Below are 13,792 nucleotides of genomic sequence, written 5' to 3'. Positions count from 1 at the left end.
AGTATGTCGCGTTCAGATGACGAAGAGTTTGAATTGTTCCGCCAGGAAATGAACGATGTAACGCCCTTAGTCGGCGATGAGGTGGCGGATATCCGCACAGCGTTTGAGCCGACATTAGCGCAGAAGGAGCGGCGTCGGGCGGCGGAAGCGGAAGAACAGGAAAATGTGAATTTTCTTTCGACCGAATACGTTGAGCTGGTTGAGCCGGACGAAGTGATTGAATATCAACGTGATGGCGTGCAAACCGGTGTTTTTAAACGCCTTAAACAAGGCCGTTATGCGATGGAGGCGAGCCTGAATTTGCACCACCACACACTACGGGAAGCCCGTACAGCGGTGTTTAACTTCATTCAGGACTGTCACCAGGCTGGTATCCGTACCGCGTTGGTGATTCACGGCCAGGGCAAACACAGCAAGCCGCATCCGGCATTAATAAAGAGTTACACCAACAAATGGTTGCGCGAGATGCCGCCGGTATTAGCCTTTCACAGCGCGCAACGACCGCACGGTGGCCGCGGTGCAGTGTATGTGATGCTGAAGAAAAACGCCGAACAGAAACAAAAAAATCGCGAAAAACACGCGAAAAAATAAGGAAAGACCATGATTCAAAGTATGACGGGCTATGCTCGCTACGAACATAAAGCAGATTGGGGTACCGCAACGTGGGAGATACGCTCGGTAAACCAGCGGTATCTGGAAACCTTTTTCCGCTTGCCGGAAAACTTCCGTGCGTTGGAAAACACCCTGCGCGATCAATTCCGTAAAAAACTGCAGCGCGGCAAAGTCGAATGCAAGCTGTATGTCCACATGGACGAAACACGTCAGACCGAACTATCGATCAATAAAGAGCTGGCGAAAAGTGTTATTGCCGGTGCTAAATGGGTCAGTCAGCACGCGGCGGCCGGACAACTCAACCCGATTGACGTATTAAAGTGGCCCGGCGTGGTGAGCGCCGAAGAGCAGGATATGGACGCTTTGCAACATGAAATCTTGCAGGCGCTGGATAAAGCCACCGCTGACTTTATTGATAACCGCAAAAGCGAAGGCGCGGCCATTGACCGGATGTTGCAGGAACGCCTTGATGGTGTCAGTAAACAGGTAACTTTTGTCCGTGAACGTATGCCAGAAGTGATGAAATGGCAACGTGAGCGCTTACTAACCCGTTTCGAAGAAGCGAAAATCGAACTTGACCCTCAGCGCCTTGAACAGGAAATGATCATGCTGGCGCAAAAAGTCGACGTTGCTGAAGAGCTCGATCGTTTGGACGCTCACGTAGAAGAAGCCCGCAAAATCCTCAAAAAAGGTGGGCCGTGCGGACGTCGCCTCGATTTCATGATGCAAGAGTTCAACCGCGAAGCCAACACCCTCGCCTCTAAATCCATTAACGCCGACATCACCGCCGCCGCCGTGGATTTGAAAGTGTTGATTGAGCAGATGCGTGAGCAGATCCAGAATATTGAGTGATGTTCGCTTGTGTTCGTGTCATACCGCAGAACCCTTATTATTAAGGGTTTTTAGCTTCAGGTTGTTCGCGGTTATTCGCTTTTTTTCGTGGGTAGCCAGAAAAATATGGTGGGTAAGGTGGTGGGTGTGCTATGGTTTGTAAATATTCAGGTGGTGGGTAATTTGCCTGGTTAAGTAAAACCATAGGAATCAAGACGTTGGCAAAATTAACGGTTAATGGGATTAAGTCCCTAGCTAAGAATAAGGTAGGGCGTCACCCTGATGGTGGTGGGTTATATTTTGTTGTTCCGGCCACAACTTCAGGTGGACCTGGAATCCCCTACTGGATGCTTCGCTATAGCTTCAATAAAAAGCGTCGTGAAATGACTCTCGGAAAGTATTCTGACTTGTCCCTTGCGGAGGCAAGGGCAGAAGCCGCCTTGAAAATGAAGCAGGTGCGAGGGGGACAAAATCCGCTGGCGCTCAAAAAGCAGTCTGAAATGCAGGAGATTAAAACAGTTAACGATCTGTTTGAGGACTGGCAGGAAGACAACCGTAAACGGCTGAAACATTGGAATATCCCTGAAAGAGTTTATCGAAAGGACATAGCCCCTTTAATTGGAGAGTTGAACCTTGACCAAGTGACTGCGAGAGATATTCGTAGGATCATCACATCAATCAATGAGTCCGGGCGTCCAACCATATCGAATGACGCGCTCCTATACTGCAAGCAGTTGTTTAACCATGGGATTAAGATAGATGTTGTGGGGGCTAACCCAGCAAGTTCATTTAAGGTCAGTGATGCTGGTGGGGTAGAGAAAAGTCGTGATAGAGCTTTAACACTGGATGAAGTAACGACAGCATTTAAAACTTTTCGCGAGCATCAACACGTATTCACTCGAGATAACTACCTTGCGTGTGCTTTGCTAGTTTTGCTGGGAGTAAGAAAGTCAGAGATATGTGAGGCTAAGTGGAGCGAGTTTGACCTTGATAAGGCCATATGGGAATTACCTAAAGAACGAAGTAAGTCTGGGGTAGGCCTTACCATACCTTTACCGGAACTGGCCTTAGAAATGATTACAGAGCTTAAAGTGCGCTCTTCAGATTCAGAGTATGTATTACCTAGTCGAAGACAAGCGAAGAGACCTCATATGGGGGAAGATACGCTGAACCGCGCAATTGGGAAAATGTTTGGTTACGAGCCAGGTAAGAATACTAACCCTCCTAACCTAATGGGAGACATGGAGTACTTCAGAGTGCATGATTTACGAAGGACATGCCGAACACTATTAGCTAGTATTGGTGTTCCTGGTCATGTTGCTGAGCGCTGCCTCAATCACAAACTGAAGGGAATTGAGGGGATTTATGATCGGCATGATTACTTTGAGGAACGAAAAAGTGCCCTTACTAAGCTTTCGTTACAACTGAGAGATTTATTATGAAACTATACAAAACCCTTCTCTACCGAATAATGCAAAGAGAAGACGATTAAAGTGAGAACTAGTGTAAAATGCTACTAGAATTGCAAAGTTATCTTAATGACGGATGAAAAATGACCCGAGCACTTACATTCAAAAAAATAGCCGAATCAGTGACCCCTACCTTTATTGAAGGTAATGCCTCCGTCTACCATGGCGACTCGATTGAGATTTTGCGTAAGCTGCCTAGTGAATCGGTATCTTTAATACTGACGGATCCCCCGTATCATGTAACAAAAAAGAAGAATATAAAAGGAGATACACGGTTTAAGGAGGATGGTGAGTACTTAAATTGGCTAAGAGAGTATGCTCAAGAGTGGCGCAGAATTTTGAAGCCGAACGGCTCTCTTTACTGTTTTTGTGACTCCGAGATGGCTGCTCGTATCGAAGTGCTATTTAGTGAGCAATATAATATTCTGTCGCACGTAGTATGGACCAAACCAAACCAACCGGGTTATGACGGATGGAAAGGAAAAATGAAAAAGTCTTCTTTGCGCCAGTGGTATGGTCATTCTGAACGAATAATATTCGCTGAACCTGCATTAGATGGTAATCTACACCGCTCATGTTTTGCTCACTTTTTGAGGGAAGCAAGAAAAAAATCCGGTTTGAGTGGCCATCAGTTAACTGAATTGGTTGGAGCTTACGGCAAAGTCAATCACGGTGGCGCGGTATCGAATTGGGAGGCAGGAAGAAATACGCCAAGCAGAGAGCAATATGAAAAAATAAGACAGGCTATTCTAGGAACAGACAAAGTTGACTACATGCCACCTTATGAGGATGTAGTCCGTCCATTTTTCGTTAATAACGATGTGGAGTATACAGATGTCTGGCACTTTCCTTCCGTAAGACAGTACAAAGGTAAACACCCCGCAGAAAAGCCGCTTGACTTGCTATCTCACATTATAAGATCGTCTACATTTGAAGACGATATAGTTTTGGATTGCTTTTCGGGTTCTGGTAACACGCTAGTGGCAGCTTTGGATGAGGGCCGTTATGCGATTGGCATTGAAATTGATGAAGACTGGGTCGAGTCAAGTATTAGAAAGGTTACTACTCACAACCAAATTGGCAGGAGTAGTGATCATACACAGCCGAACGTAGAAAATGTGGACTCAACTAACACAGAAACAGATTCTGTTGTCACACAACAATATGCATTAGAGGGAACCTAAGAAGCTATTCTTCTAGCTTCTTGTTGCGCTTTAAAACTTCGGCCATCCAGTCTAAAGTTTCTTCAATGCCTGAGTCTTTAACTACGACATTACAATGATGGTGGCCCCAACCCAAGTTGTATGGCTTATGGTTATAATCGCCATATTTAACTTCGTTTATGTGAAATAAGTTTACTTCTGTAACAGTAAGGTCGTGAACTTCACGGCCTTCAGCTTGAGCCATTCGTGCGTAAAAACCTCTCGCAGACAATGGCTCCATGCACAAAGGACAAATAGTGAAGCCCTCTTCGTTAACCATTCTCTGTTTTTTCATAAGCTCGTAATTTGAAAGCTCTTTAGACTCTGCTTTCTTTTTACATTCTTCACGCCTTGACTCGGCTTCTTCCTTCAACATTGCAAACTCTTCTGCAGCTTCAAGGGAATCAAAACATAGCCAATACAAAAGTTCGAGCTGAGACCGACAAAGTGCAATAGTTTCTCGACTCGAGTACTCATATAGCCTGATTCCTGCGCCTTTTAACCCTGTTTCTGTATAACCTAAACGAATTGGGTCACCATTTTCCTGAGCTGTTGTGCCGGCAATTCTTGCTACATACTCCCCGCCGAGAGGAGCCGTCCTGGAGGTGGGGATTTGCCATGACTCCAGCGGAGGGAACTGCATCCAATCTACTCTTTTTTGGTAGAAAACTAGCGCATTTACCCCAATCTCTAAACCCATAGATTCAAGTTTGTCAGTAATATCTTCGTCAGTGAAATATTCTTCTGGGGTTAGTAAAACGATTGAGCCATTATCGAAGTCTTCTTCACCCTGCGGAGGGTTACCGTATTTAGTGAAAAGCGATAAAGGAATTAGCACGGTGCTATTACGATTTACGCGGTTTTGGTATATGACATCATCATCCGCCCCCCGAGTTTGTCCAGTTTTATATATTTTTCTCTGAAGAAGTTGAGGTAACTTTGCCATGTTTTAATCAGCGTCCCTTTGTATTAGCACGTTTCGAAGCTCGTCGAAGAAATCTGGCAACGTCATTGATAAAGCGTTAGATAATTTTTCTATCGACGATAAAGATACGTTCCTAACGCCCCGCTCTATGCCAGAGATGTATGTCCTATCAAGCTCTGCTGCAGCGGCTAGCTCCTCTTGAGTAAGGCCTGAGGACTTCCTCAAACTCTTAACGGTTTCTGCTACAGCGGGTATTAGCTTGGATGGCAACGAGTTTATTCCTTTTTTAGTTCTTTTATGCTGAGTCTATAGGGACTTTAAGTCTACGGACTATAAGTCACATGCTTGTTATCTTGGGTCTTTCTTTGGTGTTTGATCACGGGTTGCGTCATCTGTATTTGAACTTAGTCGCTGACTCACTTGAGCTCTTCCTATGGTTGTAACTAACGAAGTAATTTCAATCATTAGCATAAAACCATATACGAGCAAGAACCCTTGAATTGAAGTTACTAACCGTGTTTGAGGAAAAATGGTGAGTATAACTGAAGCAAAAAGCATAAAAATAATACTAATTATCGGATAGCCAAGGTTAGAAGGTAGTGCTTCATACTTTTTCCTTCCCTCATTTAACGATTGCTTTGTTACAGTAGAGGGTAGAATGAAAGTTAGTGCATATACCCCGATTGCAAAGCCGATGAAGCTTGGGAAAAACTCTTGAATTAGGCTACTGTAATCTATTGAATTGAGCTGAAAATAGCAGATAGTTAATTCCAAGCTTAACGAAAATATAGCTGCAGAAACGATATCGGAGCCAATTGAACGGGCCCATTTTGACAATGGAGCTAAGCGCCAAGTGTAATCGCCTTTACCTTGCCAGACATATGAATTCGCGTGTTTAATCCACGGTCCAATTATAGGGAGACGGAAAACCGATTTTACTATGCTTTTCCGGGTATCAGTCATCGCTAACTTGCTCGGTTTAGAGCTGAATTAATGGCACTTTTAATTTTTCCAAAAATGCTCTCTGTAGTATCTTTACGACCATGACGTAATTGGATTTTTACGGGGTGCTCCTTCATTTGATACGTTTCAAGCTTATTTTCTTCATTAAGAAAACGAGCGGAAGCATCCCCAAATCTACCAGCAAGTTTGAACAGTGCTTTTTCACGGTGGTTAAGCTCAGTAATGTGCCCCCCGCTTGCCGCTTTCTCCTGGACGACTAACTTGTCTACATTTCGATCTCTTAAATCTTTTTCTATTTCAGCCTCGAACTCATCTTCTAAGCCGTTCGGGTTAGAAAAAGTAAGTTCAATTTTTATCGACTTAAAACCATCAGAATTCATGAGTCTACTGAGGGAAGATGTCTCCTTTAGAACATTGCAGGATGTCGACGCATCTGATCTATGCCTGTGTACAAAAGGCTCTAAAAGATCGATAACTGATTGCTCAACAGACGAGGGGTTAGGGAACTTGTTGTCTACGTCTTCTATCGCGAGGATATGGCTTGAGTAGTCGAAAACAAATTTGAAATCTGTTGCGCTGCTCGAAGCTGCTTCTCCTGGTGCTGCCTCGTATATAGGGTTGTCTGTATAAAAATCCTTTAACGAGTTGATCTTGTCATATTTGCGAATCAAGCCTTGAGCATACCCATCGAGCACCTCGACCTTCCTGAAAACAAGGTGAAATTTTGACTTGTAAAGCTTACTTCCCAGGTTATGTAATTTTTTAGTTTTCACTGCTTCTGAAACAGAATCAGATAAAAATTCGAATACTGCGTTATAACCTGCCTCTCCTATGAAACCATCCGATGTTTTCAACGGCTTTACCTGAGTATTGAAAAAATAGATTTTCGCCATTTAAGTCCCTGTCCTGTATTGAAGAAAGAAAAAAGTGCCGTTAAGCCAGCGCCTATCAAACAACAGAATCCCAGATATATATTATTCAGTAGGTAAAGGCTCTACCTTTATGTTCCCAAAATACAATAACGGGAACAAGCAAACCCACTAAAAACGGGCTATTTCCCCCTTTATACCCTCTTAAGTACTCAAAATCACGTTTTACAGCAAAAAAGGAACCCGATCATGGCCGAAGTACAAGCGGTTAAAGATCTGGATACCGTGAAGCTGATTAGCTACCTTCTCAAACGAACCTATGGTCAGCAAATTGCCGACGTTTGGGATGTGGGCTTGAATCTGGCGTTACGGATTTCAGATTTACTATCCATCAAGTTTGAAAACATACACGATGAGCGTCTGACTCTGGTTGAAGGGAAGACATCGAAACAAGCAACCATTAAATTGAACGAAAAGGCACGATCGATTGTTGCTCGTATTAAAGACGAGCATCCAGACCATATTTACTTGTTCCAGTCCTATCGAAATCAATGGTCCAAAGGCTTGGACGAGGCCCCGATTAGCCGCCGCTACGTTTCGCGTGCGTTCGCGGCGATAGGGGAGGAGGTTGGCATTAAACTTGGAACTCATTCAATGCGAAAAACCCGAGGCTACCACCTTTATAAAAACACAAACGACATCGCAAGGGTAATGAAGATGCTGCGTCATAGCTCTGAAGCTGTGACGCTTCGTTATATCGGAATTACTCAGGAAGATGTTGATCGGGATTTTGTAGAGTTGGAAATATAATTTTTGGAGATTAGCATTAAATTATGAAGTGACTAATCTGCCGCTCTGTTTCAGTAATTGCGGTTACAGGCGTAACGAAAGGAGCCGACTTGTCAAACAGGTTCTTGTTTGCCTTGTAAGCAGTAAAATAAAAATTCCTAACGATAAAAAGTATGAACTTTCTTGGGGTAACTGGCATGGTTACTGGCACTCTGCAATTTGTATATTGTCCGAGAGTCATGTGAGATGCCGGATGCATTATTCCTCTTGCATTTACCGGATCATAGTCAAATCGCATCGGAAATTTTACTAAGCTTTCATCGTGTGCATCTATATAAATATCGTCACAAAGATATTCCTCGTAAAGTTGATCATACTCGGGAAGCTTAGGGCTGGGGAAATAGGTTAGTCGATGCTTCTCTAGCTGTTCCCCACCGGCATTAAATGTGTACTGAAAACTTAATAATGAGCCGTCTACCATCATTACGTGGTAAGAGTTTTTTTCAAGTAAGCTGTCATATATATCTTGGTAAGGAACCGACTTCATAGCTAGAGTTTCTCTTACTGCTTTTATACTTCCGTAGGTTTTAGAGTTAGCCCCTGTGCCGGTTGAGGGACGAAACTGCCGTACAGATAAGCTGGATTCTATCAGCCTATCAATCATAATCTCTGCTTGTCTACGAATTTCTAAGTACTTCATTTAAGCGCTTTTAGTTGCTCTCGAATTGTTGAAGGAATTTCATCTGGTTCGATCTCTCCATTTGTTATCGCCTCAGAAAGTTCATTCAAGTACCTCATATAGCGCATTTTTTTTGTTTTTTCGCTAGTGCTTAAGTCTTTATTTATTAGTTTGAGCTGCGACTTTTGCTGATCAGTTGGATATTTAAACTTGAGCTCAAAGTTATTACTTTTAAGCCGTTGCCACTCATCTTTTAATTCTTCCATTTTTGGGCCTATTCCCCAAACTCTGACCCACGACTTACTTCGAGTTATTGCAGTAAACAACCGATTCCGGCCCAATGCTAAGTTACTGGGAATTTGACTATTGTTGCAGTCATGAGCGTTGATAACATAGACCATACCGGCCTCATTGCCTTTGGCTCTAAATATTCCTGTAAAAGTGACTGCCCCTTCAACTTTAAATGTGTCCCTAGATGTAGAGACTCCGGCAAGCTCTGAATTGATATCATAATCCATTAAATCAGCTCTAATCCTCCCAACATTCTTTTTTGTTGTGAATGGATCTGGATTGATTACCAAAATATCCTCTGGTTTTAGTTCTTTTTCGCTAATATCCTTTCTTATTGATTCGATTAAAGCCTCATCCATTTCATCTTGATTGTCGAAGACTCGAATATCTATTAATTCGTCTACAGATGAGTGCTGCTCTAGAAACTTCGGGCTCGTTTCTTCAGTACGAGTGAGTACGATGTTAGAGTTACCGCTTAGGCTTCCCGATTTAACCGTGTAACCGACATCGGTCCACAACTCATCTTGATCGAAGAACTGAATCAATCCGCTTTTTCTATAGATCCCAAATCCAAGGGCATGGGCTGATGTGAGAAGAGGGCGTGAATTTCGATAGCATTTTTTGAGCATTATATCTCTTTTGCCCATAGTACTTCCTTCACTCTCAAGAGTAACGAGCGGTGCTCCGTCGCTATTTTTCCCGAAGATCTCCTCTGGTGGCGCCATTGTAGCACCTGTTAGTGATTGCAATTCGTCATAGGCGTACACAAGCCGTTTAGGTTTCTTTAGAAACTGGTAGCAAACTCTCAAAAAGCTAGCGGGAAAATCCTGAGCTTCATCAACTAATATTGAGTCATAAAGTTCTTGCGAATCAGTTTTTTGAAACTCAGACAAAGCAATTTTGCAGACTTCGTTAAACGCGGATGAAGCTCCGAAGTTATTTTTAGCAGAGGTATAGTCGTAATAAGTTAGGTTATGTTGAGCACAAAATTTGTGATACAAACCATCATTGGTGGCTCTGCCAGGCGCCCCCCATGCATTGATTATATGTAACTTATCCCAGTCTGGTTCGCTACCGGTTTGTTCAATGGTGAAATTATTGATGAGCCTGAGAAATTGATCTTTCAACGATCTAGTATTAAATGTTACAGCAATGTTCCAGTCGGGGTTTTGAGCATGTAGGTATGAAGCTTTCAAGGCGAGTACAATGGTTTTTCCTGAGCCAGCTAAGCCTCTAATACGCTGAACGCCTTCTACACTCTCAATCACAGCTTCAGACTGCTGCTGATCTAAATTTGCAATAGACTCTTCAAGCTTTTTTAGCCTTGCACCATAAGAGTTAGGCGAGACTCCTTGGCGTTTAGAGGAACCTGCTCTCAAGCTAGTAACCGATTGTATCGCTGCAGTAAGGTGCTCGAAAGTTTTATCTTCTTTGGTTTGCCACGATAAAACCGATATTTCTTCAAGTAGGCTCTCTAAATTCGCTACTCGAGAAACTGAATCCTCTGAAACTTGAGGCAGTTTTGCGGTTGGGGCAAATGTTATTGTATTTATAGCGAACTTAAGGTTACGACGATCTTTCAACTCTGGGAAGGGTTTTAATTTTACTTCAAGCATTGTCGCTATTTCGTCTTGTCGTCCCTCAAAGTCGTCAAGCTCTTTCCCTTCAACAAGATCAAAAGCAATTAACCCGTGAGTTTTGCTTAAAAGGAGAGCATCACATTTCATAGGACCTCTAGGAGTCCCGACTATAGGGTAACCTATATACAAATAGCCATCATCTTGCGTTAGCTTTTGAACTTCATTAGCGAGTTGCTCAGATACGACGGGGGCTGACTGGTTTGATCCCCAAACCACTTTTATCATCATACACTCCAAATTGGCCTAACATGCATTTTAATGGCTGACAGCAAGGCTTTGAGATGAAATTTATCGCTCATATTAGCATCTAGAACATTAATATCTACTTGAAAATAGTATTCTGAAATTGTGAGTAAATAACCTCTTTTCAGGAATATATCACCCATTGGCAGTTACAGCTGCAGTCACTTAACTGTCACTAGGAGATTAATTATGTCGGATGTAACAATAGTCCACACCAAAACCGAACTGGAAAAAGCAATAGATCGGCGTGATAAAAGGATCGTCATAAAAAGCCGTGCACTTGCGAGTGATGTGCAAACAATTAAGTCAGCATCGTCGGGTGCCTTTGCTTTAGCTATTGGGTCAGTAGGTGTATTTGCAACTAACTTTTGGAACCCGCTGGGATGGGGCTCAGGTATTATCGGTACACTATCAACCGGTACGTTGATCACTGCGATTGTCGCTATCGGGCTCAGTACGACTCTAATTTTTGCGGTATACAACGACTACTCGATTAAAGGTAGCTCCTCAATCAAGTTAGCTGGAGGTAATAGCATTGACGCTGATCTAGTCATGGAGAGGACTGATCATGGCTAAGATGAGCAGAAACATTATTGCAGTGAAAACCCGACCCGGTGAAGTTCGGTTTGTCGCTATTGCGTCTATTGAGCGTATTGAAGCGTTTGGTAACTACGTGAAAATCTACTTCGGTAATGAGCGTGTTCTTCATCGTGCGACTTTATCCGAGATGGAAGCCATGCTTGATGACAGGTTCATCCGAATTCATCGCAGCCATATTGTGCGACGTGACCAACTGAGAAAGCTGCTATCTGAACTTGGTCGCTACCAGGAAGTCGAGCTGGCTGACGAGACGGTGCTTCCATTGGGAGGGCATTACAAGCGCCAGCTTATGCTTGATCTTGGTTTGTAAGTAGTGAGCTCAGGGAGACTGAACCCTGGGCTTATTTTTTGTTTTGGGTACGTTTTTAACAACGTCATCCCGTAAAATTGGTATGTCTGCTGGGGCATCTATCCCGAGCTTAACTTGCCCGTCTTTTATTCTACGGACGGTGATTTTTATGTCGCTTCCAATCGTTAGACTCTCGGAAGCTCTTCGGCTTAGTATGAGCATATGAAATCCATTTCAGTGGGTATCCATAATTAACATATCCTATTCACCCGAATTTTCTACTGTTTATTTTAGCGACAACGTTCTGGATCAAAAAAAGCCCACGTTTACAAATGAGAGTGATGTACTAAGCTCAAAGCGCCAATACAGGCAAATAGCGTTAAGGATAATGATATGAATGTAAGACACTCACCACCAAGCGGCGAGAGCGTAGTTCATAAAGGAAAAGAGGGTGGTAAAACGGGCTGTGGCTTCAACACTCGGGAAAACGCCTCTCACTGGAAGAACACTAACGACAAGGTCACTTGTAAAAAGGATGGCTGTAAAAATTAGTGTTTTGATATGAGGGCCAAAGGCTGTAATGCCCTCAAGTTTCAAGCCCTTTTAAGAAAAAATTACCATCAAAGTTATTGGTCATCTTTACTTTTCATTTGAGCATCGGAGTACCCTCTTTTTCTCAAGATACTCTTAGCTACGCTTTGCTCCTTGCCCTCTGTTTTCCAAAGAGGCTTTTTAGCGATATCTAATAGCTCTCGGTCGCTTTTTCCTCGAAGGCGCTTCACTTCGTCAGATACGTCAGAAGCATGCTCTGACGTCGTTGAGAGAACTTCCTTGCCGACTTTAAATACAGTATCCCAAAACCCCATTGTAATCCCTCAATGTAATGCGGAGCAGTGAACTCCGCGACAATCCTTATTCGTCGTCAATTTTTCCGCTGCCATCACAATATAGACACTCGATACGAACACGAGAGTCTCCGCCACACGTCGGGCATGTTTCTGGGTGGGGGCCTCCTCCGTATTCGAGTGGACATGGAATTTCACCTCGACCTCGACATTCAGGGCACTTGACTTGTGACATCGTAAATCTCCTTTTGATGTAGGTAGGAAGATAGACTGTCAGCAAAGCAGATAGGCCGTCAAGTGCATGAATTTACTGGTTTTTAGCAACCGTTACATCTGAAAGCAATAGTGTTGCTTTTATCCTTTAAATGGGGGGTTCTGTCCCCGAAAATATTTTTGGCAGGTTGCCGATAGGCAATTTTAAAACGGGGAAGGCTCACAAAAACTATGTGAGCCATTTACACTATTTGTATATACTAGAAGCGCCACTCACTTTAAGCTGTTCATCGTCTTTAATGTTTGGTTCAACTCCAACGGGGAAGTCCCAATGCTCATGTTGAACTGATATTTGATGACCGCAGTCACACTCTACTGTGTTTTCGCCTTTCAGATATACCGCCTCACCAGAGCCTCTAGTGTCCGAGTCGATAGTTTGATATGTGCCGACACTATCTATTAGTTGCTGTCGAGTGAATAGCTTCTGGCATTTGTCACACGTAAACTGTTCCATGTGCCTTCCTTAAGTTAACTAATGGAACAGTCAACGCTAGCCCAGCCAGACTTAATTTTCAATGACGAGTTTCAGTAACTGTTGTGTTTATCAGTGTTATTGTTGTGTTGGTCCGCAGGCATTGCTAACTATTGATATCAATCTAATGCCTCGGCATATCGTTTTGCATCAGTTGCGCGAATTCTTTTTCTTACTGTTACTGCTGGGACACCGTCGCTTAGCTGCTCTTTTTCGTTCAGGTATTTTTCCAATGTCTTGATACCTATCTGAATGTGCATGCCTTTGATGATCTTGTCGATCCGTGTCGCCGAAGCGCTAGCAATAGCTTGAATCAGAAGGGGATAGATTGTGTTTGGCATGTAGTAGCCATTAGACTGTAAATATACTGTCACGACGCGTGCAAGGTATTCCCTGAAGTACTTAGCTGACTCAGATGCTTTGGGTGCATATTTATTTGCTTGGTAGGCATACGATGCAATGAAAACAAATGGATCGGGTGCTTGCACGGCGGCAATTAAATGGCTGTAGGATACCGATCCTAATTGTGTCATTACTACTCGTTCGCAATCAGCATCCCACTTTGCCGAATTCACTGAGTCTTTGATAGCCATTAAAAACTCTTTAGTCACTGGCGTAACATTGAGTTCAGCCACCTGTACTCCGGCATCATAAGCCTCGTTTAACCTCATGGACGTCATGCTGTTAGACGCTGTATCGAATACGTCGATATATGGCATTGATTCGTGACGAAGTCCGGCTATATAACCTTCTTGGGGATCAAATTTCAAAACGTTACTCCTTGTTTTGGTTTAACTGGA

The 13,792-nt window shown here is 43.3% G+C and carries 16 protein-coding genes; 7 read left to right on the top strand and 9 right to left on the bottom strand.

The genetic code is table 11. From position 1 onward, the window contains the following. Positions 1 to 3 precede the first annotated feature (3 nt). From smrA to CWE23_RS11865, 4 genes are all read left to right on the top strand, one after another. Entirely contained in the window at positions 4 to 591 is a 588-nt protein-coding gene (smrA, locus tag CWE23_RS11880; protein ID WP_105307485.1) for a DNA endonuclease SmrA, read from the top strand. A gap of 9 nt (positions 592 to 600) precedes the next feature. Further along, complete coding sequence (locus tag CWE23_RS11875) at positions 601 to 1,464, top strand: YicC/YloC family endoribonuclease (protein ID WP_105307484.1); 864 nt, start codon at positions 601 to 603, stop codon at positions 1,462 to 1,464. Positions 1,465 to 1,661: 197 nt separating this feature from the next. After that, positions 1,662 to 2,885 carry a tyrosine-type recombinase/integrase gene (locus CWE23_RS11870; protein WP_126820365.1) on the top strand — a complete coding sequence of 408 codons (1,224 nt, stop codon included), beginning with the start codon at positions 1,662 to 1,664 and terminating at the stop codon, positions 2,883 to 2,885. 110 nt (positions 2,886 to 2,995) lie between these two features. Further along, on the top strand, positions 2,996 to 4,096 hold the full coding sequence (locus CWE23_RS11865; protein ID WP_126820364.1) for a DNA-methyltransferase: 1,101 nt from the start codon (positions 2,996 to 2,998) through the stop codon (positions 4,094 to 4,096). A gap of 4 nt (positions 4,097 to 4,100) precedes the next feature. Here the strand turns inward: CWE23_RS11865 and CWE23_RS11860 are convergent, their stop codons facing one another. The 4 genes from CWE23_RS11860 to CWE23_RS11845 all read right to left on the bottom strand — a co-directional run bounded on the left by CWE23_RS11860 (position 4,101) and on the right by CWE23_RS11845 (position 6,895). After that, positions 4,101 to 5,060: a BstXI family restriction endonuclease gene (locus CWE23_RS11860; RefSeq protein WP_126820363.1), complete on the bottom strand. Its 960-nt coding sequence runs from the start codon at positions 5,058 to 5,060 to the stop codon at positions 4,101 to 4,103. A 3-nt stretch (positions 5,061 to 5,063) separates the two neighbouring features. After that, complete coding sequence (locus CWE23_RS11855; RefSeq protein ID WP_126820362.1) at positions 5,064 to 5,309, bottom strand: helix-turn-helix domain-containing protein; 246 nt, start codon at positions 5,307 to 5,309, stop codon at positions 5,064 to 5,066. A gap of 78 nt (positions 5,310 to 5,387) precedes the next feature. Further along, positions 5,388 to 6,002, bottom strand: a complete 615-nt coding sequence (locus tag CWE23_RS11850; protein WP_126820361.1) for a hypothetical protein — start codon at positions 6,000 to 6,002, stop codon at positions 5,388 to 5,390. Between the two features lie 2 nt (positions 6,003 to 6,004). Further along, positions 6,005 to 6,895, bottom strand: coding sequence for a DUF4747 family protein (locus CWE23_RS11845; RefSeq protein WP_126820360.1), 891 nt, complete (start codon positions 6,893 to 6,895; stop codon positions 6,005 to 6,007). 225 nt (positions 6,896 to 7,120) lie between these two features. On the opposite strand from CWE23_RS11845, the gene CWE23_RS11840 reads away from it, so the two are divergent. Then, on the top strand, positions 7,121 to 7,681 hold the full coding sequence (locus CWE23_RS11840) for a tyrosine-type recombinase/integrase (protein WP_126820359.1): 561 nt from the start codon (positions 7,121 to 7,123) through the stop codon (positions 7,679 to 7,681). Positions 7,682 to 7,697: 16 nt separating this feature from the next. Here the strand turns inward: CWE23_RS11840 and CWE23_RS11835 are convergent, their stop codons facing one another. Together CWE23_RS11835 and CWE23_RS11830 are read right to left on the bottom strand one after the other, a co-directional pair. Beyond that, complete coding sequence (locus tag CWE23_RS11835; RefSeq protein ID WP_126820358.1) at positions 7,698 to 8,360, bottom strand: DUF2290 domain-containing protein; 663 nt, start codon at positions 8,358 to 8,360, stop codon at positions 7,698 to 7,700. Further along, positions 8,357 to 10,498: a DEAD/DEAH box helicase gene (locus CWE23_RS11830; RefSeq protein ID WP_198678842.1), complete on the bottom strand. Its 2,142-nt coding sequence runs from the start codon at positions 10,496 to 10,498 to the stop codon at positions 8,357 to 8,359. The genes CWE23_RS11835 and CWE23_RS11830 overlap by 4 nt, the downstream gene beginning before the upstream one ends. A 204-nt stretch (positions 10,499 to 10,702) precedes the next feature. Between CWE23_RS11830 and CWE23_RS11825 the strand changes: the two genes are divergently transcribed. Together CWE23_RS11825 and CWE23_RS11820 are read left to right on the top strand one after the other, a co-directional pair. Then, positions 10,703 to 11,089 (top strand): hypothetical protein, encoded by a 387-nt coding sequence (locus CWE23_RS11825; RefSeq protein ID WP_126820357.1) that lies wholly within the window; start codon positions 10,703 to 10,705, stop codon positions 11,087 to 11,089. Continuing rightward, a complete protein-coding gene (locus CWE23_RS11820; RefSeq protein ID WP_126820356.1) occupies positions 11,082 to 11,423 on the top strand; it encodes a LytR/AlgR family response regulator transcription factor in 342 nt (113 codons plus the stop codon). The genes CWE23_RS11825 and CWE23_RS11820 overlap by 8 nt, the downstream gene beginning before the upstream one ends. Before the next feature lie 9 nt (positions 11,424 to 11,432). Here the strand turns inward: CWE23_RS11820 and csrA are convergent, their stop codons facing one another. From csrA to CWE23_RS11805, 3 genes are all read right to left on the bottom strand, one after another. Beyond that, on the bottom strand, positions 11,433 to 11,624 hold the full coding sequence (gene csrA / locus CWE23_RS14000; protein WP_126820355.1) for a carbon storage regulator CsrA: 192 nt from the start codon (positions 11,622 to 11,624) through the stop codon (positions 11,433 to 11,435). Between the two features lie 404 nt (positions 11,625 to 12,028). Continuing rightward, positions 12,029 to 12,268: a hypothetical protein gene (locus CWE23_RS11810; protein WP_126820354.1), complete on the bottom strand. Its 240-nt coding sequence runs from the start codon at positions 12,266 to 12,268 to the stop codon at positions 12,029 to 12,031. An 843-nt stretch (positions 12,269 to 13,111) separates the two neighbouring features. Further along, positions 13,112 to 13,762, bottom strand: coding sequence for a hypothetical protein (locus tag CWE23_RS11805; RefSeq protein WP_126820353.1), 651 nt, complete (start codon positions 13,760 to 13,762; stop codon positions 13,112 to 13,114). Between the last annotated feature and the right edge of the window lie 30 nt (positions 13,763 to 13,792).

The sequence above is a fragment of the Idiomarina aquatica genome (assembly GCF_003987185.1).
GTDB classification, from domain to species: Bacteria; Pseudomonadota; Gammaproteobacteria; order Enterobacterales; family Alteromonadaceae; genus Idiomarina; species Idiomarina aquatica.
This window is presented reverse-complemented; position numbering and strand designations above follow the sequence as displayed.

Coding starts and splice junctions, on each gene's coding strand:
- smrA (WP_105307485.1), top strand. CDS start 4: ATGTCGCGTTCAGATGACGAAGAGTTTGAATTGTTCCGCCAGGAAATG.
- CWE23_RS11875 (WP_105307484.1), top strand. CDS start 601: ATGATTCAAAGTATGACGGGCTATGCTCGCTACGAACATAAAGCAGAT.
- CWE23_RS11865 (WP_126820364.1), top strand. CDS start 2,996: ATGACCCGAGCACTTACATTCAAAAAAATAGCCGAATCAGTGACCCCT.
- CWE23_RS11860 (WP_126820363.1), bottom strand. CDS start 5,060: ATGGCAAAGTTACCTCAACTTCTTCAGAGAAAAATATATAAAACTGGA.
- CWE23_RS11850 (WP_126820361.1), bottom strand. CDS start 6,002: ATGACTGATACCCGGAAAAGCATAGTAAAATCGGTTTTCCGTCTCCCT.
- CWE23_RS11845 (WP_126820360.1), bottom strand. CDS start 6,895: ATGGCGAAAATCTATTTTTTCAATACTCAGGTAAAGCCGTTGAAAACA.
- CWE23_RS11840 (WP_126820359.1), top strand. CDS start 7,121: ATGGCCGAAGTACAAGCGGTTAAAGATCTGGATACCGTGAAGCTGATT.
- CWE23_RS11835 (WP_126820358.1), bottom strand. CDS start 8,360: ATGAAGTACTTAGAAATTCGTAGACAAGCAGAGATTATGATTGATAGG.
- CWE23_RS11830 (WP_198678842.1), bottom strand. CDS start 10,498: ATGATGATAAAAGTGGTTTGGGGATCAAACCAGTCAGCCCCCGTCGTA.
- CWE23_RS11825 (WP_126820357.1), top strand. CDS start 10,703: ATGTCGGATGTAACAATAGTCCACACCAAAACCGAACTGGAAAAAGCA.
- CWE23_RS11820 (WP_126820356.1), top strand. CDS start 11,082: ATGGCTAAGATGAGCAGAAACATTATTGCAGTGAAAACCCGACCCGGT.
- csrA (WP_126820355.1), bottom strand. CDS start 11,624: ATGCTCATACTAAGCCGAAGAGCTTCCGAGAGTCTAACGATTGGAAGC.
- CWE23_RS11810 (WP_126820354.1), bottom strand. CDS start 12,268: ATGGGGTTTTGGGATACTGTATTTAAAGTCGGCAAGGAAGTTCTCTCA.